This is a genomic window from Aestuariicoccus sp. MJ-SS9 (assembly GCF_032586235.1).
In the GTDB taxonomy this organism is placed as follows: Bacteria; Pseudomonadota; Alphaproteobacteria; order Rhodobacterales; family Rhodobacteraceae; genus Aestuariicoccus.
On record NZ_JAWHTD010000014.1, the window covers coordinates 18,536 to 40,855 of the forward strand.

General features: G+C 62.2%; 19 protein-coding genes and 1 pseudogene. 12 read left to right on the forward strand and 8 right to left on the reverse strand.

Going from position 1 to position 22,320, the window contains the following annotated elements; genetic code table 11:
• Positions 1-3: 3 nt before the first annotated feature.
• Complete coding sequence (locus RXV88_RS11525; RefSeq protein WP_316292983.1) at positions 4-519, forward strand: 2,4'-dihydroxyacetophenone dioxygenase family protein; 516 nt, start codon at positions 4-6, stop codon at positions 517-519.
• Positions 500-904: a methylglyoxal synthase gene (locus RXV88_RS11530; protein WP_316292985.1), complete on the forward strand. Its 405-nt coding sequence runs from the start codon at positions 500-502 to the stop codon at positions 902-904. Before RXV88_RS11525 ends, RXV88_RS11530 begins: the two co-directional genes overlap by 20 nt.
• A gap of 29 nt (positions 905-933) precedes the next feature.
• Here the strand turns inward: RXV88_RS11530 and RXV88_RS11535 are convergent, their stop codons facing one another.
• The 4 genes from RXV88_RS11535 to RXV88_RS11550 all read right to left on the reverse strand — a co-directional run bounded on the left by RXV88_RS11535 (position 934) and on the right by RXV88_RS11550 (position 4,984).
• A complete protein-coding gene (locus tag RXV88_RS11535; RefSeq protein WP_316292987.1) occupies positions 934-2,079 on the reverse strand; it encodes an alpha-hydroxy acid oxidase in 1,146 nt (381 codons plus the stop codon).
• Between the two features lie 47 nt (positions 2,080-2,126).
• Positions 2,127-3,410 carry a TRAP transporter large permease gene (locus RXV88_RS11540; RefSeq protein WP_316292989.1) on the reverse strand — a complete coding sequence of 428 codons (1,284 nt, stop codon included), beginning with the start codon at positions 3,408-3,410 and terminating at the stop codon, positions 2,127-2,129.
• A gap of 10 nt (positions 3,411-3,420) precedes the next feature.
• A complete protein-coding gene (locus RXV88_RS11545; protein WP_316292991.1) occupies positions 3,421-3,906 on the reverse strand; it encodes a TRAP transporter small permease in 486 nt (161 codons plus the stop codon).
• A 79-nt stretch (positions 3,907-3,985) separates the two neighbouring features.
• Positions 3,986-4,984, reverse strand: a complete 999-nt coding sequence (locus RXV88_RS11550; protein ID WP_316292994.1) for a TRAP transporter substrate-binding protein — start codon at positions 4,982-4,984, stop codon at positions 3,986-3,988.
• A 123-nt stretch (positions 4,985-5,107) separates the two neighbouring features.
• Here RXV88_RS11550 and RXV88_RS11555 point away from each other — a divergent pair, with 123 nt between their 5' ends.
• From RXV88_RS11555 to RXV88_RS11575, 5 genes and pseudogenes are all read left to right on the forward strand, one after another.
• Positions 5,108-5,779, forward strand: a complete 672-nt coding sequence (locus tag RXV88_RS11555) for a GntR family transcriptional regulator (protein ID WP_316292996.1) — start codon at positions 5,108-5,110, stop codon at positions 5,777-5,779.
• 262 nt (positions 5,780-6,041) lie between these two features.
• Positions 6,042-6,762 (forward strand): annotated as a pseudogene (locus RXV88_RS11560) (IS6 family transposase).
• Positions 6,763-8,287: 1,525 nt separating this feature from the next.
• The gene (locus RXV88_RS11565; protein ID WP_316292997.1) at positions 8,288-9,313 is read left to right on the forward strand and encodes an ABC transporter substrate-binding protein; all 1,026 of its coding nucleotides are present in this window, start codon (positions 8,288-8,290) and stop codon (positions 9,311-9,313) included.
• 39 nt (positions 9,314-9,352) lie between these two features.
• The gene (locus RXV88_RS11570; protein WP_316292998.1) at positions 9,353-11,581 is read left to right on the forward strand and encodes an iron ABC transporter permease; all 2,229 of its coding nucleotides are present in this window, start codon (positions 9,353-9,355) and stop codon (positions 11,579-11,581) included.
• Positions 11,578-12,666, forward strand: coding sequence for an ABC transporter ATP-binding protein (locus RXV88_RS11575; RefSeq protein WP_316293000.1), 1,089 nt, complete (start codon positions 11,578-11,580; stop codon positions 12,664-12,666). Before RXV88_RS11570 ends, RXV88_RS11575 begins: the two co-directional genes overlap by 4 nt.
• Positions 12,667-12,702: 36 nt before the next feature.
• Here RXV88_RS11575 and RXV88_RS11580 read toward each other — a convergent pair whose 3' ends face one another.
• The 3 genes from RXV88_RS11580 to RXV88_RS11590 form a co-directional block, all read right to left on the reverse strand.
• Positions 12,703-13,497, reverse strand: coding sequence for an inositol monophosphatase family protein (locus tag RXV88_RS11580; RefSeq protein WP_316293002.1), 795 nt, complete (start codon positions 13,495-13,497; stop codon positions 12,703-12,705).
• A gap of 154 nt (positions 13,498-13,651) precedes the next feature.
• A complete protein-coding gene (locus RXV88_RS11585) occupies positions 13,652-14,143 on the reverse strand; it encodes a hypothetical protein (RefSeq protein ID WP_316293003.1) in 492 nt (163 codons plus the stop codon).
• Entirely contained in the window at positions 14,140-15,474 is a 1,335-nt protein-coding gene (locus RXV88_RS11590; RefSeq protein ID WP_316293004.1) for a serine hydrolase, read from the reverse strand. Before RXV88_RS11590 ends, RXV88_RS11585 begins: the two co-directional genes overlap by 4 nt.
• Positions 15,475-15,725: 251 nt before the next feature.
• Between RXV88_RS11590 and RXV88_RS11595 the strand changes: the two genes are divergently transcribed.
• Entirely contained in the window at positions 15,726-17,948 is a 2,223-nt protein-coding gene (locus RXV88_RS11595) for an NADP-dependent isocitrate dehydrogenase (RefSeq protein ID WP_316293006.1), read from the forward strand.
• Between the two features lie 80 nt (positions 17,949-18,028).
• On the opposite strand, the gene RXV88_RS11600 is transcribed toward RXV88_RS11595, so the two are convergent.
• On the reverse strand, positions 18,029-18,712 hold the full coding sequence (locus RXV88_RS11600; RefSeq protein ID WP_316293009.1) for a fumarylacetoacetate hydrolase family protein: 684 nt from the start codon (positions 18,710-18,712) through the stop codon (positions 18,029-18,031).
• Between the two features lie 132 nt (positions 18,713-18,844).
• Between RXV88_RS11600 and RXV88_RS11605 the strand changes: the two genes are divergently transcribed.
• The 4 genes from RXV88_RS11605 (at position 18,845) to RXV88_RS11620 (ending at position 22,319) form a co-directional block, all read left to right on the forward strand.
• Positions 18,845-19,564: a FadR/GntR family transcriptional regulator gene (locus RXV88_RS11605; protein WP_316293010.1), complete on the forward strand. Its 720-nt coding sequence runs from the start codon at positions 18,845-18,847 to the stop codon at positions 19,562-19,564.
• An 86-nt stretch (positions 19,565-19,650) separates the two neighbouring features.
• Positions 19,651-20,637, forward strand: coding sequence for an ABC transporter substrate-binding protein (locus RXV88_RS11610; protein ID WP_316293012.1), 987 nt, complete (start codon positions 19,651-19,653; stop codon positions 20,635-20,637).
• Positions 20,638-20,703: 66 nt separating this feature from the next.
• On the forward strand, positions 20,704-21,519 hold the full coding sequence (locus RXV88_RS11615) for an ABC transporter permease (RefSeq protein WP_316293015.1): 816 nt from the start codon (positions 20,704-20,706) through the stop codon (positions 21,517-21,519).
• Positions 21,519-22,319 carry an ABC transporter ATP-binding protein gene (locus tag RXV88_RS11620; protein WP_316293017.1) on the forward strand — a complete coding sequence of 267 codons (801 nt, stop codon included), beginning with the start codon at positions 21,519-21,521 and terminating at the stop codon, positions 22,317-22,319. The genes RXV88_RS11615 and RXV88_RS11620 overlap by 1 nt, the downstream gene beginning before the upstream one ends.
• Position 22,320: the final 1 nt, after the last annotated feature.

The following is a 22,320-nucleotide window of genomic DNA, read 5'->3' on the forward strand; positions in this document are numbered from 1 at the left end:
GATATGACCGAAGATACCAGCCGTATGCCTTATCAACTGCCCTTCCCAAAGGACGCGCAGGAAGAGATCGTGATCCCCAACGCAGCCACCGAGGACGAGCGGCTTTGGGTCCCGCAGGCGGAAAACGTGTGGTTCCGCCCGCTCTGCCTGAACCGGTCGCAGGGCTACTGGATGAACCTTTTGAAGGTGCGCAAGGCCGGTGTTCTGTCACGCCACCGCCATCCGCAGCCGGTGCACGGGTTTGTTCTGAAAGGCCGCTGGCATTATCTGGAACATGACTGGGTCGCCGAAGAAGGTGGTTATGTCTATGAGCCGCCGGGCGAAACACACACGCTTGTCGTGCCGGACGATGTCGAGGAAATGATCACCTATTTCCAGGTCAACGGCGTGATGTGCTACGTCGATCCGTGGGGTGCGGTCACGGGTTATGAGGACGTCTTCACCAAGATTGACCTCTGCCGGAAGCATTTTGCAGAAGTCGGGCTAGGGGAAGAGTACGTTGACCAATTCATCCGGTAAGACCCTGCGCTTCGCGCTTGTGGCGCATGACGCGCGAAAAGATGAATTGGTGGAATGGGTGGGTGATCAGCACGCACGTATTTCGCGCGCGACAGTCTTTTCGACCGGAACGACCGGCAGCCGGATCAAGGCAGCATATCCTGATCTGGACGTGACCTGCCTGAAAAGTGGCCCTTTGGGAGGCGATCAACAGATCGGCGCGATGATTTGTGAAGACGAATTGGACGCGCTGATCTTCTTCGTCGATCCGTTGTCACCGATGCCGCACGATGTTGATGTCAAGGCGCTGACCCGTTTGGCCACGGTTTATGACCTGTCGATGGCCTGTTCACGTTCGACTGCCGATCTGATTGTGAAGGGCTTGCTGGGCGATCAGGCAGGCTAGGGGGCCTGTGCTTTTCGCCTAAAGTGCAATCAGTTTTGATCCAGAAGATAGTCTGACAGCTGGTCCAGGTCTTCGGCACCCAGTTGGCTCATATTAGCGGTTAGGTCAGACCGCAGAATATGGATCGCGTGGTTGATCCCTCGCGCGCCAAAAGCCGCGACCGCGTATTGGAACGCGCGCCCCAACATGACGAAATCAGCGCCCTTGGCCAATGCGCGCATGATGTCGAGGCCCCACGCCACACCGGAGTCGTAGATAAGGGGAACATCCGGACCAACAGCCTCTCTGATGAGGGGCAGTTGTTCGATCACTGCCGGACCTGCCTCGAACTGCCGCCCGGAATGGTTTGAGACCCAGATGCAATCCACGCCCGCAGCCACCATCTTGCCTGCGTCTTCCGGCCGAAGCACGCCCTTGACGATCAGGTTGCCGTCCCATTCGTCGCGCAATTCGTGCAGGTATTGCCAATCCGGTATGCCCCGGATCAACGCCCCGGCATGAGTGAAACTTTCGCGCCCGCGTTGCGTGATGTAATCATCAAAGAACCGCATCCGGGGCATGATGCCTTCGCGCAGATGGGCCAAGCACCAGGCCGGGCAACGGGCCATTTCGGCAAGCGTGCGCAGGTCGGCCTTTGGCGGAACGGTCAGGTTCGCGCGTCTTTGCCTCTCGCGCCTGCTTTCTTCGGGAACGTCAACGGTGATGATCAACGTATGAAACCCCGCCGCCTTGATCCGCGGCAGCATGGCGCGGCGTAAGTCGCCAGAGTTCACCGGGTAGTGCTGAAACCAGCCGTTGGTGCCAATGTGGGGCGCTACGTCTTCGGGGGATGCGACCGCCACACTGGACAGTGAAAACGGGATGTTATGTGCAACCGCAGCCTGCGCCAGCATCCGTTCGGCGCCGGCCCACATCAGCCCGGACATGCCAACGGGCGCAATCCCGAACGGCAGGTCGTATTGTTGGCCTAACAGCGTTCTTCTAAGGTTGGCTTTGGTCCGACCACACAGAACGCTTGGCATGAAACCAATCGCATCCAGGGCATCGCGATTGACCTGTAATCCCAGTTCCCGGCCAGTGGCACTGTCGAGGTATTCGAAGGCGAATTTCGGAATGCGCTTGCGCGCAACCTGTCGCAGGTCTGCGATTGACGGGTGAGACAGGTCCAGATCCATCGGAATCCTCTAATTCTGTTTCCTGGCAAGCTGCGATTTTGGCTTCATCACCAAAGGGAGGGCAAAGCCAAGGAAATTGCAGGCACATAGGTGATCAACATCAAGAGGATCAACATGCCAACGAAGAAGGGCAGGATTGATCGGCTGAGACTCTCGATGGACACCTTCGATATGCTGCTGGCGACGAAAAGGTTAACGCCAAGGGGTGGCGTGCAAAACCCAATGGCCAGATTGACCGTGAGGATGACCCCAAAGACAATTGGATCGACCCCAAGGGCGGTTGCCACAGGCAACAGGATCGGCGTCATGATGATGATCGACGATATCGTCTCCATGAACATCCCGATCACCAGCAAGAGCACATTGATCAATAACAGGATGATAATTGGGTTGTCCGAAAGGCTGGTAATGGTTGTAGCCAGTTCAGTGGGAATTCGGGCAAGCGTGATCAACCTGCCAAAGGCGGTTGCCATGATCACCAGTACCAGAATCGTGCCGCTGGTCTTGGCGCTGCCGGCCAAGACCTCCGGCAGGTCCTTAATCGTGATGTCGCCATAGACATAGATGCCGATGAGGGCGGCATATACGACCGCGACCGCTCCGGCCTCGGTCGGGGTAAAGATGCCGCTGTAGATGCCGCCTAGGATGATAACCGGCACAAGCAGCGCCCAGATCGAAGACCGGAAGCTTTGCCAGACACCGGGGCCAGAAAACGTGGTGGTGGATTGCTGAACAACAGTGTCATTGCGCAGCAAAATCCGGGCGACCAGCATGAACATACCCGCAAACAGGATGCCCGGAATGACACCGGCGAGGAACAACTTGCCAATCGAAACCTCGGCAGTGACGCCATAGATGATAAAGGGGATACTCGGCGGTATCATCACGCCGATCATGCCCGAGGACGCGGTCAGCGCGCCACTGAACTTGCGCGTGTAGCCGACCTTTTCCATTTCGGGGATCATATTCGATCCGATCGCCGCCACGGTCGCGGGAGACGACCCTGAGATTGCAGCGAAGAACACGCAGGCCAGAACGTTCACATAAGCCAGCCCACCCCGGATATGGCCGATGAGCGCGTTGGCAAAGCCGACCAGACGGCGCGACATCCCGCCATGCTGCATCAGATCGCCCGCCAGAATGAACAGCGGCACCGCGATTAGGGGAAAGGAGTCCGCTCCCGTGACCACCGAGCGGGCCAGAAGCACCATCGGCGGCGTTCCTTCGACAAAGACCATCACGATCATTGTCGCCAGACCAAGGCAGATGCCGATGGGCACGCTGAAAAGCAAAAGTGCGAAAAGCGTCAGGAAAAGAATTGCAGCTAACATGTGTGGGCCCTCACGCTTTGGTTTGTGCGATCAAACGCAAGGTTCGCACGAGGTGCTGAACAACGCGGATCGCGGACAGGCCCGCACCGACCGGCGCCGAGGCGTAGAGAATTGGGATATGCAGGCCGAGAACGACCGAAGTTTGGCTGGCGACAAAAGGCATCCTGATCAGCTTGACGCACTCGTAGGTGAGCACCACGAGAAACCCCAGCACCAGCAGCGCAATCACCACATCCGCAAAAAGCCGGGCCCGCTCGCTTAGGACATCCCGCAGCACCGTGATGCGCACATGATCGCCAGTGTGAAAGGCATAGCTGACGCCGATCCAGACAAACCAGACAAACAACCAAAGTGTCAGCTCTTCCCCCCAGGAAAGCGAGGCATTCATGACATAGCGCATGAACACATTGCCAAAGATCAGCAAGACAATCGCGGCCAAAAGCGCGCTGGCCAAAGCCTTTTCGGCGTTCAGACCAATCCACTTGATTACCGACATCATTCACCTCCCCGTAGACGAATGGGGCACCCGTACCGTGCATGGCGCGGGTGCCCTTATTGGCTGAATTGACCGAAGATCAGCTTCCGCTTGCCGCGGCTACGGCCGCAACCCAGGCGTCATACGCTTCGGCACCGACTTCTTCGCGGTACTGAAGACGCACGCTTTCGGTTTTGTCGGCAAACGCCTGACGTTGTTCTGCCGTCAATTCCAGAACCTCTACGCCAGCGGCGCGGATTTCTTCGAGTTGCGCGGTATCTTCGGCGGCAACGACTTCGGCTTGATACGCCCGTGCGGCTGCCATCGACTCGCGGATCAACTGCTGGTGTTCAGCGGAAAGGCCATCAAAGAATGGCTTTGAAATAACCGGCATATAGACCGCAAAGACGTGACCCGTGGTCGACAGGTATTTCTGCACCTCGTAGAAACGCTGCGACGTGATGATTGCAAGCGGGTTTTCCTGACCGTCGATGACACCCTGCTGAAGTGCTGAATAAACCTCACCAAAGTTCATCGGCGTCGGGTTTGCCCCCAGCGTTTCAAACGTAGCGACATGGGCCGGAACCTTCATGGTTCGCAACTTCACACCTTCGAGGTCTTCCGGCGTGGCGACGGGGCGGACATTGTTCGTGACATTGCGCACGCCCAGTTCCAGCCAGCCAAGACCCACGAGCCCCTGATTTTCAACGCGGGCAAGCATCGCGTCACCGGTATCACTGTCGAGCACGTCAAAAGCAATGTCCTTGGACGCGTACATGTAGGGAAGCTCGATGACAGCAAACGCCGGATCCCAACCTGCAAAGAACGAAGAAGGCGGGATCGCCATTTCGAGAACACCGGTCTGGACACCTTCGATCATCTCGCGGTCGGGGCCCATCTGCGAAGAGGGGAAGATCTGCACGTCAATCTCGCCGTTTGAACCGGCCTCAACCAGTTCTTCAAATTTCAACAGCGCACGATGCATGTGGAACGCTTCGGCGGCACCGTGACCGACTTTGATGACCGTTTCAGCCGATGCCGCGAACGAAAGCCCAGCCGATATGACAACGCTGAGCGCGAATGTGGATTTCTTGAACAAGGTATCCTCCCAAGGATTGGTTGATGGTATTTTCCTTAACTGACATCTGACATATCAGATGCAATATAGAAATCAACAAGGGATGTGCTACTTTGATGGAAATAAGGGAGGAGCGAAGCAAACATGGCGGATGCGCTTCAGATCAAACGCCCGGATTCACTGAGTAAAATTGCCGAGGATCACATCCGGCAGGGCATTATCAGGGGCACTTTTCAACTGGGCGAGTCGCTCCAGGAAGCGAAGCTGTCGTCAACTTTTGGCATGAGTAAAACCCCGATTCGTGAAGCCTTGGCTGCGCTGAACCTTCAAGGTCTCGTCCAGATTATTCCTCAGCGGGGCGCTTTTGTCTTCAGCTTGTCAGAAAAGGACGTAGTACAGCTATGCCGATTTCGGCTCATTCTCGAAACATCTGCAATTGACTTGGCGCTTGAAGGAAATCCAGCGGCTTTGCTCGATGAGCTTGGCGACATCGTAACCAAAATGTCCAAAGCCCGAGAAGCGGATGCAGTCGAAAAGTACCTTGAGCTGGATGCAGATTTCCACGACGCCTTCTTCAGATATTGTGACAACAATTACCTTCGGCAAGGATACCAGAAAGTCAGCGATATCGTCCAAACCATGCGGACGCATTTGTCTCAACGTCCGGATCGAACGGCAAAATCTTTTGAGGAACACGAAGCGATTGCGAAACTCCTGTCCGAAGGCAAAGTCAAGTCAGCACAGACTGTCTTGAAACGCCAAATCACACGTGGTGAGCGTGCTTACTCCGATTTAGTTGGCGTTGGACAAGACTAGGAAACGTGGAACCTGCGTTTCGTGTTCTATGCGATACGCGTGACAGGAATCGACGAAATCGCAGCGCATACAACGCGGAAATCCGGATTTTGCAGTGAGCAGCGAAAGCTCACTGAGACTGATAAACCTCTCAAGCCAACCTTCAGGAAACTTAGAATGACGGTGTGCGCCACGCCAACTTTCGGTTCCTCGAAACTCGATCTGAGGTGTTGTCAGAAGGTTTTCGGTTGAGACGGGCAGGGCGGCCTCGTAGCGTTACAACATGAGCAAACCTGACCCGTTCAAGGGCTTTCACAGCAGCCCGGAAATCATCCGCCTGGCGGTGATGCTGTACGTCCGTTTCCCTCTGTCGCTCAGGAATGTAGAAGATCTGCTGCATGAACGTGGCGTCGAGATCAGCCACGAGACGGTTCGATATTGGTGGCACAGGTTCGGCCCGATGTTTGCCTCCGAGATCCGGAAGCGCCGGATCGAAGGCATGAAATCGAGCCGCTGGCGTTGGCACCTCGATGAGATCTTCGTGAAGATTAACGGCGAGCGTCATTATCTTTGGCGGGCCGTATCTTTGGCGGGCCGTCGATCACGAAGGGGAAGTTCTTGAGAGCTTCGTCACGAAGACGCGTGACAAGAGGGCGGCGTTGAAATTCCTCAAGAAAGCAATGCGGAAACACGGTCAGCCCGAGGTCATCGTGACGGACAAGCTTCGGTCATATGGAGCTGCTCTGAAAGAACTCGGAGCTGACGATCGGCAGGAGACGGGTCGCTGGCTCAACAACAGGGCGGAGAACTCGCACCTACCATTCCGACGACGGGAGCGGGCGATGCTCCGGTTTCGGCGGATGCGAAGTCTTCAGAAATTCGCCGCTGTCCACGCCTCAGTTTCCAACCATTACAACTCCGATCGCAATCTCACGTCCAGAGCCATTTTCAAGAGGAACCGCGCCGCCGTTCTCGCCGAGTGGCGCGAACTTGGCGCGGTATAAGGGAAGTCCTACTGTCCTTGTGGAGACGGGTTCGAATCCGTCTGGCAGCACCGTTCAGGCCGTTTGAACCCCGCACCGCCGAACACCACCAAATGAACCGAACGTGGTTAGCTGCTTTTTTCAGTCCGCTTGGCGCTTTCTTCTTCGGCTGGAGCGGGTCTGGTCGTGTCGGTCTTCCAGAGAAGTCTTCTTCCAGAGGAGGGCTTTTAACCGGGTACTAGTAACACTTAGCACGGCCTAGCCATCCCACCCGTGCTGGCCAACCAACACCAACACTGCCTGACCACCAACTCTCCCTCCCCCCTTGATCGAGACAATTGTCAAACTTGGCCACCCTGATGTTTGGAGGGCCGTGTTTGGGTAACCTCCCAACCCTAACCAGCCAACCAGCCCCGTAGCTTTACACCTCCCACACCCCATCCTGGGTCGAGGTCATATACGATAACGGGATACCCCCGGGGTGGCACTCGCCCCCCCCTGCCTGGTCGCCAGGAATGCCTCCACAGCCACCTTGATGAGCCGAGCTACGGGGCTGTGGCCATTCCCCCTGGGTCACCATCGAGCAAGCCTAGGACAGGCCACAACCACGCCATAAGACCCTGCCATCCAGAACGCCCGCAGAGGCAGGCTGTGTGACTCGTACAGTAGCCTCTGGCTGTTTTGGCTAGGGTAACCCTGGGTCACGCCGAGAAGCCTCTCCGTGACTCTCTCAGAGTCCCTGTGAGGCTCCCCACGATCCCGGCCCACCCTGACATCCGTGGCACGGCAAAGACATGCCTCTCACCATCTGCGGCAGGGGCAATCCGCCAGCTGCAGTCAGGCACGGTAATGGCCTGTCTCCGTGCCGTAGTTCAAACCGTAGTACCAAATGCGCCTGTTGACCGAACTTCCATGGCTCTGGTAGCCCTTACTTTGCTGAGTAAGGCAGTGCCTTAAGTGCCTGTAACGAGCGTCGAACCTCGTCTAAAGCACGGGAAGAAGGTCCACCCGCTAACGTGGTTGGAAACAAGCCGCAAACCGTGTGGGGGCACCAAAAACCTTCTCCAAGGTATTGTTTTGCGGCAGCTTTTGTCAGTCGCGACAGAGGTAGTAGAACATGTCGGAGAACACTTCCGCCCTCTATGGCTTCAAAATATCTTCAAAAAGGAAGGTGTCTTCTATGTCAGCCGCAGGGTCCCGATGGACCTCAGTCGGCATTGTTCGTCGGTCAGCATTTCCGAATTCCGCAGGACCGGATCGAGGTCTGTGGTCATTGCGAGGACGGCCCTTGGGCGTGGGCGAGAACGGCGTTTTCACCGCCCGGTCCCTCAGCGACCGGCCTTGGACGAGTTTCACGGAGGGGCGGCATGACGGACGGTTGCGGCATCGCTCTCAGTTTCATGTGACCCTGTGACCCGACCGCCGGTTTGGGCGTATGCGTCAGCAAATGGATGACAGACGGCACGGTCTTGTGCAAAGTTTCGGTGCGACGTTCGAAAGAAAACAACCGGAAAACCGGTCGCGTCGCAATCAAGGGAGGAAGAACATGAAGAAAATCAAAGTCTCGGCCGCGGCCTCGCTCGCGGCGCTCATGGTCAGCGCGGGTGCTGCCTCGGCGGACAACCTGACGCTCTATTGCTCGGCGCAAGAGGATTGGTGCCAGCTGATGGCGCGCAGTTTCGAGGATGCGACGGGCATCGACGTGGACATGACGCGCAAATCCTCGGGCGAGACCTTTGCCCAGATCCGCGCCGAGGCGTCGAACCCCAAGGGCGACGTCTGGTGGGGGGGCACCGGCGATCCGCATCTGCAGGCCGCCGAAGAAGGGCTGACAATGGAATACATCTCGCCGATGCGCGAGGAACTGCACGACTGGGCCATCAACCAGGCCGAAAGCGCGGGCAATCGCACAATCGGCATTTATTCCGGCGCGCTCGGCTATGGTTACAACACCGACCTGCTGGCCGCGAACGGCCTGCCCGAGCCTTCGTGCTGGAAGGACCTGCTCAAGCCCGAGTACAAGGGGCATGTGCAGATGGCGAACCCGAATTCGTCGGGCACGGCCTATACGACGCTGGCCTCGATGGTGCAGATTTTCGGCGAGGACGAGGGTTTCGAGTTCATGAAGGGGCTGCACAAGAACATCAACCAGTACACCAAGTCGGGCTCGGCCCCGATCAAGGCGGCTGGGCGCGGCGAGAACACCATCGGGATCGTCTTCATGCATGACGCCGTGGCACAGGCCGTCGCGGGCTTCCCGGTCAAGGTCGTCGCGCCCTGCGAAGGCACCGGCTATGAGATCGGATCGATGTCGATCATCGACGGTGCGCGCAACGAGGACGAGGCCAAGGCGTTCTATGACTGGGCGCTCAGCGCCGAGGCGCAGAACCTGGCGCTTCAGGTCAACGCCTTCCAGGTGCCGTCCAACAAGTCCGCGCAGACATCGGACAGCGCGCCCGACATGAGCACGATCAAGCTTATCGACTACGACTTCAAGAAGTACGGGTCGTCGGACGAGCGCAAGCGGCTCTTGCAGAAGTGGGACGAAGACGTCTCGACCCTGCCGCAGTAAACCGTGGCGATTTCTGGACTGAGGGGCGCATCTTCGCCGATGCGCCCCGGCTCCGACGAGGCCGGCCAGGGCCGGGCGTCTTCGGTTCTGATATTTTGGTTCGTCGCCGGGTGGGTCGGATATTGCCTTTTGCCATGGTACATGGTCGACGGCGGGCTCTGGTCTTTCGAATGGCTGGTCGACGGTTACCCTTTCGACGAAGATTACGCCCCGGCCTTGTTCCTGATCGGGCAGGGTGAAAAGCTTTGGCTTGCGCCGCTGATCGTGCCGCTGGCGCTGCCTTTGCTGGTGCTGCGGCGGCCGAAGTCGGACCCGCTTTATGCAAAGGTGCTGATCCTGTCCGGTACGCTCGGCTTTGCCTGGCTCATCGCGCAGGGCTTCTCCATCGGCATTCGCGGGTTCAACTACGAATGGATGCAGGCGCTCTTTGGCAAGCTGGGCGACCGGCAGTTCGGCATGGGATACGGCGCGATGATCTGCGCCTCGGCCTTTCTGTTCCTGCTGACGCAGGGCGTCGCCGCGCGCGGGGCGATCAACGGCGACGTCTTTGTCGTCAGCGCCATTGGCGGGATCATCGCCATCGTCACGGCCTTTGTGTTCTTTCCCATCGCCAAGATGCTGTTCGCGGCCTTCGTCACCGAAGAGGGCAGCTATTCGGTCGGGGTCTTCGCCGCCAAGTTCTTTGACGACCGTCTGTGGGGGCTGGGCTGCCTGGCCGGCGCGCGCTGCGGGGCGGCGTGGAATTCGCTTTTCCTGGCCATCGCGGTCGGGCTGATCACCACCGTTCTGGGGCTGGCCTTCGCGCTGGTCGTCACGCGCTCGGGCTTTCGCTACAAGCGCGGCCTGCGGGCGCTTACCGTGCTGCCCATCATCACGCCGCCTTTCGTGATCGGGCTGGCGCTGATCCTGCTTTTCGGCCTCTCGGGGTCGGTCACGCAATTCTTCGCCGATCTGTTCGGCGTGCAGCCGACGCGTTGGCTTTACGGCCTGCCCGGCGTGCTGATCGCGCAGACGCTGGCCTTTACGCCCATCGCCTTTCTGGTGCTGATCGGCGTGGTCGAGGGCGTGTCGCCCTCGATGGAGGAGGCCGCCCAGACCCTGCGCGCGAACCGCTGGCAGACGTTCCGGACCGTGTCGCTGCCGCTGATGCGGCCGGGGCTCGCCAACGCCTTCCTGCTGGGCTTTATCGAGAGCATGGCCGATTTCGGCAATCCGCTGGTGCTGGGCGGCAATTTCGACGTTCTGTCGACCGAGATCTTCTTTGCCATCGTCGGCGCGCAATACGATCAGGGCCGGGCTGCCGTGCTTGCCATGGTGCTGCTGTTCTTCACCCTCTCGGCGTTTTACGCGCAGCGCGCGTGGCTGGGAAAGAAAAGCTATACGACCGTCACCGGCAAGGGCGACGCGGGCGTACATCCGCTGATGCCAAACGCTCTGGCCATCCCGGTTCTGGCCGTCGCGATCGGCTGGGCGCTTTTCACCATGGTCGTCTATGCGATGATCCTTTACGGCAGCGTGGTCGAGCTTTGGGGCGTCGACAACTCGCTGACGCTCAAGCACTACGTCACCGCCTTTTCGGTCCGGCTCGAGGAGGGGGGTATCCGCTGGTCGGGCGCCGCCTGGGACAGCTTCTGGACCACGATCATGATCGCCGCCATCGCCGCGCCGCTGACCGCCGCGGTGGGGCTGGTGACCGCCTATCTGCTGACCCGTCAGAGCTTTGTCGGCAAGAACGCGTTCGAGTTCGGCACAATGCTGTCCTTCGCCATCCCCGGCACGGTCATCGGCGTGAGCTATATCCTGGCCTTCAACGTGCCGCCCATCGAGATCACGGGCACCGGCGTCATCCTCGTCATCAGCTTCATCTTCCGGAACATGCCCGTGGGTGTGCGGGCGGGCATCGCCAGCATGTCGCAGCTGGACAAGTCGCTGGACGAATCCTCGCTGACGCTGGGCGCGAATTCCTGGCAGACCTTCCGGCGGGTGATCCTGCCGCTGCTGCGCCCGGCGATCCTGGCGGCGCTGGTCTACAGCTTCGTGCGGGCGATGACGGCGATCTCGGCGGTCATCTTCCTGGTGTCGGCGCGCTACGACATGGCGACGAGCTATATCATCGGGCGGGTCGAGAACAACGACTATGGCCTCGCCATCGCCTATTCCACGACGCTCATCTTCGTGATGCTGGCGGCCGTCGGGTTCCTGCAGCTTCTCGTCGGCCGGGTTCAGATCGGCCGCCGCACGCAACTTGCCTCGGAGAGAATGAAATGACCGAAGCGAAGATCAGCTCCAAAGCCGCGCCGGTGCGCTTCGACGGGGTGTCGAAGGTGTTCGGCAAGAACGTCGTCGCCGTCGACAGCATCGACCTGCATGTGGAGGCGGGAAAACTGGTCACGCTTCTGGGGCCCTCGGGCTGCGGCAAGACCACGACGCTGCGGATGATCGCGGGGCTCGAGATGGCAAGCTCTGGCACCATCTCGATCGGCGACAGGGATGTCACCAAACTGCCCGCGACCGACCGGGACGTGTCGATGGTGTTCCAGTCCTATGCGCTCTTTCCGCATATGAGCGTGCTCGAGAACGTCACCTACGGCCTCACGTTTTCGGGCTTCGCCAAGGACGAGGCGCGGGCGCGCGCGCTGGCGGGGCTGGACCTGGTCGGGCTCAAGGGCTTCGACGCGCGTCTTCCCTCGGAATTGTCGGGCGGTCAGCAGCAGCGTGTGGCGGTGGCCCGCGCGCTGGTGTTGGAACCGCAGGTGCTCTTGTTCGACGAACCCTTGTCGAACCTCGACGCCAAGCTGCGCCGTCAGGTGCGCGAAGACATCCGCGCCATCCAGAAAGACCTCGGGCTGACCGTGGTCTACGTCACGCACGATCAGGAAGAAGCGCTGGCCGTGTCCGACGAGATCGTGGTCATGCGCAACGCCGCCATCGCGCAGATGGGCACGCCCAGACAGCTTTACGACGCGCCGAACGACCGGTTCGTCGCGGATTTTATCGGCGAGGCCAATCTGATCGCCTGCGAGATCGAGGATGTGCAGGACGACGAGGCGACCATCGCCATCGGCGGCTATCGCTACCGGTTGCCGTCGCGGGGGCTGGGCCGCGGTCCGGCGACGCTTGCGGTCCGTCCGTCGCGCATCGCGCTCGGGGCCAGCGACGGGATCGTCGCGACCGTGGCCAAGGCGACCTATGTGGGTGAGCGCATGGAATACACGCTGACCGGCGAATTCGGCCAGGTCTTTGCCGTTCTCGACGATGTCGACGCCCCGCTGGAGCCCGGATCGCAGACGACCATGGCCTTTGCCCGCAAGGGGCCCGTTCTGCTGCCGGAGGAGGGGCCGCCCGCTGCCTGATCGCCTGGCGCGTCGTCACGGTTGGCGAGGAGAGCGTCAGCCTTCCCACGCCGCGTCGCAGAGCGCGACCAGCGTGTCAAAGACCTCTGCCGTGCCGGCGATCACCCGGCCGCCGTCGCGGATCATTGCGGCTGCGTCCTGATCCTCGATCCGGCCGCCCGCCTCGGCGATCATCAACTGCCCGGCAAGGCAATCCCAGGCGTTCATGTGTTCCTCGACATAGCCCAGCAGCCGGCCGGCAGCGACATAGGCCAGCGACAGCGCGCCGCTGGCGTTCCGGTGATACATGGCCCCCCGGTCGATCAGCGCGGATATGACCGGCACGACGTTCTTCGCTTCGACCCGGTTCGAATAGCCGACCGCGACGGTCCCGCTGGCCAGCGCCACCCCGTCTGCGACGTGCATCGGCTTGCCGTTCAGCGTGGCGCCGTGACCCCGCATCGCGGCAAAGGTCTCGTCGACGTTGGGGTCGTGGATGACGCCGAATTCGGTGGAGCCACCGGCGACGCCCGCCAGCACGATCGTCCAGGCCGGGATCCCGTTGACGAAATTCGTCGTCCCGTCGATGGGGTCGATGACCCAGTCGAAACCGCTGGTCCCGGATTTCGCGGCCTCTTCCTCGCCGACGATCCCGTCGTCGGGGAAGGCCTCGGCGATGCGGGCGCGCACAAAGGCCTCGACGTTGCGGTCGGCCTCGCTCACCCAGTCCTGCGTGCCTTTCTGGTCGACGACGAGGGTCGAGCGGTCGGCGAAATAGCCCATCGCGGTACGCCCGGCCTCGCGGCTCAGGGCCAGGGCGAATTCGAAACGGTTGGCGGCCTGCTGTGTCATGATCCGATCCGGTTGGGGACAGTGTGCCCGGTCATGGTAACAGCATCCGGCGCGGCGATGCGACGGCTATTTTTGCGCGGGTCTGTCGCGTATCGTCCAGGCCGGTGGCCGAGGATCGCGCCCGCTAATTGGGTCTGACAAAGCGCCAGGCGCTTCAGTGGATCGCGTGCTTCAGAAGGGCGAGCGCCAGTCCGACCGCCCCGGCGAAAAGCCCGCCCAGCAGGCTTGGCGCCAGCCTGCGGTCGATGGTCCACCCGACCCGCACGCCCAAGGTCGCCAGCAGACCGATGCAAAGGATCTGCGAGGCCAGAACCGCCCGTTCCGCGCTCATCAGCCCCGCCGCCGCGCCCAGAAAGAAGAGCGTCGGCAGGTTCGCCACCGCCAGCGTCGGGCTGCTGTGCCGCCAGGCGGCGCGCACCTCCGCCCGGGTGATCCGCGCGCCGGTGTCAAGCGCGTGCGCCATGAGCTCGGCAAAGGCCTTGGCCAGCGTCACCGCCAGAACCGATCCAAACAGCACCACGGCGGTGCGCACAGGCGTCTCGGGGTGATCGCCGATCGCCATCAGGATGCTGAGCACCATGATCGCGCCGTAGATCAGCCCGAACGCCGCCTTGTCGAGCCGCCCCCAGCCGCGCTCCGGTGTCATCGCGTCATCAGGTATTCGGCGACCGCCTGGTAGGTGGGCAGGGAGGTGGGGTCGATGAAGCCGTTCTGCGCGCGTGGGTATGACGCGAGGCGCACCAGCACCATCTCGGCGGTGGGATCGACATAGATCGTCTGGCCATGCACGCCGCGCGCCGCATAGGCGCCGTGATCGTTGTGAAAGACCCACCACTGGCTGGTGTAGCTGCCGTTCGGGATCGTCGGGAAACCGGCGAATTTCGACGGATCGCCCCCGGCGGCGATGGTGTTTACCACCTCGGCGGGGAAGAGCCGCTCGCCGTCGATCTCGCCGCCGTTGAGCATCAGCTGCCCCAGCCGCCCCAGATCGCGCAGCCCCGCCGTCACGCCGCCGCCCGCAAAGGGCACGCCCTTGCCGTCCACGGTCTGATAGGCGTCCTGTTCGGCGCCCATCCGCCGCCAGAGCCGTTCCGAGGCCAGATCGGTCACCGCCTTGCCCGTCACGCGGCTGATCATCCAGCCCAGCATGTCGGAATTGATGGTCTTGTAGTGAAACTCGGCCCCGTGTTCGCCCTCCGCCTTGACCTGCTGGAGGTACTCCCAATAGCCGTCGGGGCCGTCGTAATCGGCGGCTTTCGGCAGCGGGCTGGCGGCGCGGGAATAGACCCAGATGTCGGCATCGGGGTCCGAGTAATTCTCGGAATATTGCACGCCGGTGGTCATATCCATGACCTCCCGCACGGTGGCGCTGGCGAATGCGCTGTCGCCGATCTCGGGGATGACGTCGCGCACCAGCAACGTGTCGTCCAGCACGCCCTCGGCCACGAGGATCTCGCCCAGAAGGCCGGTGATCGACTTGGTCATCGACATGATCGCGTGCTTGCCGTCTTCCTCGAGGCAGCCGAAATAGCGCTCATAGACGACCTCGCCCTTGTGCAGGATCAGCATGCCGTCGGTGTAATTGGCGTAAAGCGATGCCTCCCAGGTCATGTCCGCGTCGCCGTCGATGGGCGTGAAGGTCAGCGCGTCGATCTCGCGCGCGAGATCGGCAAAGGTGGCGGGCGACGGGTAGGGCAGCGGCACCGGCGCGCCGGTGCCGCGGCTGATTTCCTCGGTCGGCAGGAATTCCCGCAGATGGCAGACCGACCAGCGCAATTTCGGAAAGCTGAAATAGTTCGAGTCGGGCTGCGTGATCAGCTTGTCGGGCGGCGGCGGGAACCCCTGCATCCAGCCCATCACGTTGGGGTCGGACTCCTGCGCCGAAAGCGGCGCCTGCTGGGCAGCGGCAGGCCCGGCCACACCGAGGGCGAGGACAAGACCGGTGGTGCGGACGGCGTTGGCAATCGATGTCGTCATTGAAATAATCTCCTGTCCGGGTCGACGTATGGCCCCGAAGGCTAGCGGCATTTTCGGCTTACGAGAAGTGCCGGCGCGCATCCCGTCGCACGGCGGCGCGGTTTCATGCCTGTGCAGGCGGCGTTATCTGCCTGCCTGCGGCTTTCGGGCCAGTGGTACTTTGGCGCGTTGTGTACTAACACCCGGCCTGATCGGTGGGGTCAGGCCGGCTGACCCGTCAGAATCACCTAATAAAGAGGGGCTTGAAGGCCATGCCAGAACACACCAATCCCGATATCATCTACACCAAGGTCGACGAAGCGCCCGAACTGGCCTCGGCCTCGCTGCTTCCGGTCATCCGCGCCTTTGCGGGTTTGGCGGGCGTCAGCTTTGGCACCAAGGATATTTCGCTTGCCGGGCGCATCGTCGCCGCCTTCCCCGAACGCCTGACCGACGCGCAGCGCCAGCCCGACGATCTGGCCGAGCTGGGCGAGCTGGTGAAGGCGCCGCAGGCCAACGTGATCAAGCTGCCCAACATCTCGGCCTCGGTGCCGCAGCTGGTGGCCGCGATCAAGGAACTGCAGTCGCAGGGCTACGATTTGCCCGATTACCCCGAAAGCCCCGCAACCGACGCCGAAAAGGAGGCCCGCGCGCGCTATGACGCGATCAAGGGCTCGGCGGTGAACCCGGTGCTGCGCGAAGGCAACTCGGACCGCCGCGCCGCCGGGGCGGTCAAGAAATGGGCCATGGCCAACCCGCATTCGATGGGCACCTGGTCGGCCGACAGCAAGACCAAGGTGTCGTCGATGTCGGGCAACGATTTCCGCTCGAACGAGACCTCGGTCATCCTGAGCGACGCGCAGGCCGGCAAGGCGCGGATCGAACTGGTGCAGGCCGATGGCACCGTGACCGTGCTCAAGGACGGTGTCGACCTGCCGGCGGGCACGGTGGTGGACGCGACGTTCATGTCCGCGAAGGCGCTGCAGGCCTTCCTGGACGAGCAGATCGCCGACACCAAGGCCGATGGCACGCTCTTTTCGCTGCACCTCAAGGCGACGATGATGAAGGTGTCGGACCCGATCCTCTTCGGCCACGCGGTGCGCGCCTATCTCAAGCCGGTCTTCGAAAAGCACGGCGATGCGCTGGCCGCGGCTGGGGTCAACCCGAACTCGGGCCTGGGCGATCTGCTGGCGCGGGTGGCCGACATGCCGGACGGCGCTGCCGTCAAGGCGGACATCGACGCGGTGATGGCCGACCGCCCGCCGCTTTACATGGTCAACTCGGACCGTGGGATCACCAACCTGCACGTGCCGTCGGATGTGATCATCGACGCCTCGATGCCGGCGCTGATCCGCGCGGGCGGCAAGGGCTGGGGCCCGGACGGCAAGGAAGCCGACAGCAACTGCGTCATCCCCGACAATTCCTATGCGCCCGTCTATGACGAGGCGATTGCCTATTTCAAGGAAACCGGCGCGCTGGACCCGTCGACCGCGGGCACCGTGCAGAACGTCGGCCTGATGGCGCAGAAGGCCGAGGAATACGGCTCGCACCCCACCACCTTCGAGATCCCCGCCGACGGCACCGTCCGCATGATCGCCGCCAATGGCGACGTGCTGCACGAGCACAAGGTCGAGGCAGGGGACATCTGGCGTTCCGCCTCGACCCGCGCCGCGCCGATCCGCGACTGGGTCAAGCTGGCCATCGACCGCCAGAAGGCCGAGGGCTGCCAGGCGATCTTTTGGCTGGACGAGACACGCGCGCATGACGCGCAGCTCATCTCGCTGGTCAAACCGATCCTCGAGGCCGAGGGCGTGGCCGACAAGTTCCTGATCATGGCCCCGCGCGAGGCGACCCGGCTGTCGCTGGAAACCATCCGCAAGGGCGAGAACTCGATCGCGATCACCGGCAACGTGCTGCGCGATTACCTGACCGACCTCTTCCCGATCCTGGAACTGGGCACGTCGGCCAAGATGCTGTCCATCGTCAAGCTGATGAACGGTGGCGGTCTTTTTGAGACCGGCGCGGGCGGCTCGGCGCCCAAGCATGTGCAGCAGCTGGTCGAGGAAAACCACCTGCGCTGGGATTCGCTGGGCGAGTTCTGCGCGCTGGGGGAAAGCCTGAAGTTCCTGGGCGAGACGAACGGCAACGAAAAGGCCCGGATCATCGGTGAGGCGGTCGATCTGGCGACGCAGGGCATCCTGGACAACAATCGTTCGCCGGGCCGCAAGGTCGGCCAGCCCGACAACCGCGCCAGCCACTACTACTTTGCGCTTTACTGGGCGCAGGCGCTGGCGGCGCAGTCGGACGATGCCGATCTGGCTGCGCATTTCGCGCCCATCGCGCAGGAGCTGGCCGAAAACGAGGACAAGATCATCGCCGAGATGGCCGAGGTTCAGGGTCATCCGGTCGATCTGGGCGGCTATTACCACACCGACGCGGCCAAGACCGGCGCGGTGATGCGCCCCTCGGCCACGATGAACGGCATTATCGGCTGAATGAAAAGCGGGCGGCGCATCGACGCCGCCCGTTCAGTGCTGCGGGGCAGACGGGCTGCCGCGCAAGATCGCGAGGGTTCTCAGGTGACCGTGACGGTCATCGCGCCAAGTCCCTCGACTTCTATCTCCATCACATCACCCTTGACGACCGGGCCCACGCCCGAGGGCGTGCCCGACAGAATCACATCGCCGGGGGCGAGGGTGAAATATTCCGACAGGTAGGAAATCATTTCGGGCACCTTCCAGATCATCTGGTTGAGGTCGCCCTCCTGCTTGATGTCGCCATTGACCTTGAGCGTCAGCCGCCCCTCATCCAGATGCCCGACCTCTTCGACCTTGTGCACCGGGCCGACCGGGGCCGAGGCCTCGAACGCCTTGCCGATCTCCCACGGGCGGCCCATCTTCTTGGCCACGCCCTGCAGGTCGCGCCGCGTCATGTCGAGCGACAGCGCATAGCCGTAGACATGGTCCAGCGCGCTGTCGAGCGGGATGTCGGTGCCGCCGGATTTCAGGAACACCGCGACCTCGGCCTCGTGATGCACGTCACTGGACTGGCGCGGGTAGGGGAATTCGCCCGTCGGGTTCAGATCGTCGGGGTTTTTCTGAAAGAAGAAGGGCGGTTCGCGGTCCGGGTCATGCCCCATCTCGACCGCATGGGCGGCGTAGTTGCGCCCGATGCAATAGACCCGGCGCACCGGAAATTCGCCGCCACCGGCGACCGGCACCGATACGGTCGGTGGAACGGGGATCACGAAATCGGACATTAAACTCTCCCTCCTGAGTGTTGATCCGGGGTGTTCTACACGGATCAATCCGATAAATCAATCCAAACCAATTTGGTTTGTATGCAAAAGAATACATTGATTATGGCGGAAACGCCGGTATGATCCGAACCAATGAACCAATTGGATAACCAATATAGCGGCAACATCGCCGTCGAGCGGCCAGCGGACGACGTCGACATCGTCGAGCGTGTGCGCGGCTATATCGATCAGGGCGATTACGGCCCGGGCGACCGCCTGCCGCCCGAACGGCAGCTCATCGGCGAGCTGGGCCTGCCGCGCGGGGCGCTGCGCCGCGCGCTGGATGCGCTTGAGCGTGAGGGCGTGATCTGGCGGCATGTGGGCAAGGGCACTTTCGTGTCGCGCGATTCGCTGGCCGACGCGGGCGATTGGGTGGCGGATCTGGGCCGCCAGCTGACGCCCTACCGGATGGTGCGCGCGCGCCTCACCATTGAGCCCGCCATTGCCCGCGAGGCGGCGATGAACGCCTCGGCCGAGGCGATGACCCGGATGCGCATCGCGCTCGAGCGCGCCAGCGCCGCCGCCAACTGGCAGGATTACGAAACGCAGGACGACAAGTTTCACCGCTCGATCGCCGAGGCCAGCGACAACCTGCTGCTGCTGGCGCTCTTCGATCAGCTCAACAAGGTGCGCCGCGCCGTGGCCTGGGGTGTGGTCACGCGCGACACGGTGCGCCCGCCGCAAGATCATTCGAGTTTTGCCGAACACGAGGCCATCGCCGACGCCATCGAGCGCCGCGATCCCGAGGCCGCCTATGCCGCCATGCGCGCGCATCTGCGGTCCGTGTCCTCGCGGTTGTTCGAGGAGGAGTAGGGGGTTTCCGGGCAGATCGCGCGACAGGTTCCGTCAGAGCACCGCCGCGCAACCGACATTTGGACATGCACTAAGGGAGGAGCGACATGTCACTATCCAGAAGGATTATCCTGAAAGCTGCCGGCGCGGTTGCCGCGCTGGCGATGACGGCGGGCGGTGCGGTTGCGCAATCTGACCCGCTGCGCGTCGGCCTGGGCGACATCGCCAGCGTCGAGAGCCTCAACCTGCTCATCGCCATGGAGCGCGCCAAGGAACGCGGCGTCCCGATGGAGATGACCTTCTTCAACTCCGAAGACGTGGCCGTGCAGGCCGTGCTGTCGGGCGAGGCGGATATCGGCGTGGGCGCGCCTTACGCGTTCATGGCCAATTCCAAGGCGCCGATCCGCATGTTCTACCGCATGTCGACGCTGCTGTTCTTCCCGGTCGTCAACTCCGAGGTCTATTCGGGCTGGCAGGATCTGGACGGCGAGGAAATCACCGTGCACTCGCGCGGGTCGGGCACCGAGGCGCTGATGCGCCTGATGGAGCAGGTGCACGGCATCGAATATGCCGGCATCTCGTATGTTCCGGGCTCCGAAGTGCGCGCGGGCGCGATGCTGCAGGGCACGATCAACGCCTCGATCGTGGACGCGGCCAACTTCCGCCTGCTCAAGGAGCGGGGCGGCGACAAGTTCTTGCGCCTGCCGCTTGACGGGGTGAACGCCACCGACGAGGCGCTTTACGCACGCGCCGATGTGCTGGAAGGCCGGGCCGGCGACGTGCAGATCTTTGTCGAAGAGCTGCTGCGCACCTGGAAGGACATTGCCGACAATCCCGAGATCGTGGGTGAGCTGCGCGTGAAGTATGACCTGCTGCCGGACCTGCCCGACGAGGTGATCGCCGAGGCGGTGCCCTATTATGCCGAAGCGGTCGAAAACGGCATCTACCCGCTTGACGGGGGCAAGCCGGAGGATGCGCGCGACGACATCGCGTTCCTGTCGGCCGCCGGCCAGGTCGAGGGCAACCCCGACGACGTGAACCCGGCCGATTTCTGGGACTTCACCGCGCTCGAGGCGGCCAAGGCCGCGAACTGAGACTGACAATGCCCGCCCCGGTGCAACGCCGGGGCGGCGCGTCATGATCTGCAAGGACACCAACACATGTCGAGCACGCAGACCGATCCGAACGCGATCGCCGGCCCCACGGGCCGGGCGTTCCAGATGCTGGGGGGCACGCCGCTCTTGTGGCGGCTGGCGTCGCTGGCGCTGTTCTGCGCGGCCTGGGAAATCGCCGGGCGCACGAATTTCAACTGGGCCTTCCCGACCTTCTTCGAAACCATGGCCGCGCTGTGGGAGATGATCGCAGACGGCTCTATGGCCAAGGCCTATCTGCGCACACTGGAACCGCTGGTGATCGGGCTGGTCATCTCGCTTGGCGTCGGTGTCGGCGCGGGCGTGCTGATGGGGCTCAGGCGCGACGCGGAATGGGTCACGCTGCCGGTCTTCATCACCATGCAGGCCGCACCCATGGCGGCGCTCATTCCGCTGATCACCTTCGTCTATGGCATCGGCTTGACGTCCAAGGTGCTGGCGGTCTGCATGCTGGCGATGCCGGTCATCGCCATCAACAGCTACAAGGCCGTGCGCAACGTGCCGCCGTCGCTGATCGACATGAGCCACAGCTTCATGGGCAGCCAGAGCCAGCAGATCACCAAGATCATCCTGCCCGCCGCCAGCCCGATGATGTTCGCCGGCACCCGCCTGGGCGTGGCCGAGGGCTTTTCCGGCGTCGTGCTGGCCGAGCTTCTGATCACGCCGACGGGGATCGGCGATCTGATCACCTTCAACCGCTCGATCGCCAAGTTCGCACATATGTACGCGGCGATTTTCTCCATCGTGGCCTTTGCGGTGATCGCCGTGACGCTGCTGCACCGGTTGGAGACGACCATTTTCCGGCCCGAAAAACGAGGCACCTGATGAACATGACAACTGCCATTCAAACCAGCGCCGAGACCGCCACCGACGCCGTCATCGAGGTGCGTGGCGTGCACAAGGTCTATGGCGGATCGGTCACCGCGCTGAAGGACATCAACCTGGATTTCAACCGCGGCGAGCTGACCTCGCTGCTGGGGCCCTCGGGCTGCGGCAAGACCACTCTGCTCAAGATCATCGCGGGGCTTCTGGAACCGACGAAAGGCGAGGTGGCGGTCAACGGACGCCCGGTGACGGGCCCGGGCCCCGAACGCGCCTTCGTCTTTCAGGATTTCGCGCTGATGCCCTGGGCCACGGTTCTGCGCAACGCCGCCTTCGGGCTGGAGCTGCAGGGCGTGCCGGTCAAGGAACGCGAGGACCGCGCGCGGCACTACGTGGCCGAGGTCGGCCTGGCCGGGTTCGAGGACAAATATCCGCACGAGCTGTCGGGCGGGATGCGCCAGCGGGTCGGCCTGGCCCGTGCGCTGGCCGTCGATGCCGACGTTCTGCTGATGGACGAGCCGTTCTCGGCCGTCGACGAACAGACCCGCCGCAAGTTCCAGGAGGATCTAATCCGCCTGCGCGAGATCGAGAAGAAGACCTTTATCCTGGTGACACACTCGATCGAAGAGGCGGTTTACCTCTCGGACCGGATCATCCTGCTGTCGCCGCGCCCCGGGCGGCTCAACCGCATCGTCACCCCCGAGATCGACCGTTCGGGCGATCCCGACCTGATCCGGCGCAATCCCGAATACCTCGACCTGATCGACGAGATCTGGGCCGGGCTCAAGGCCTACGTGGAGTAAG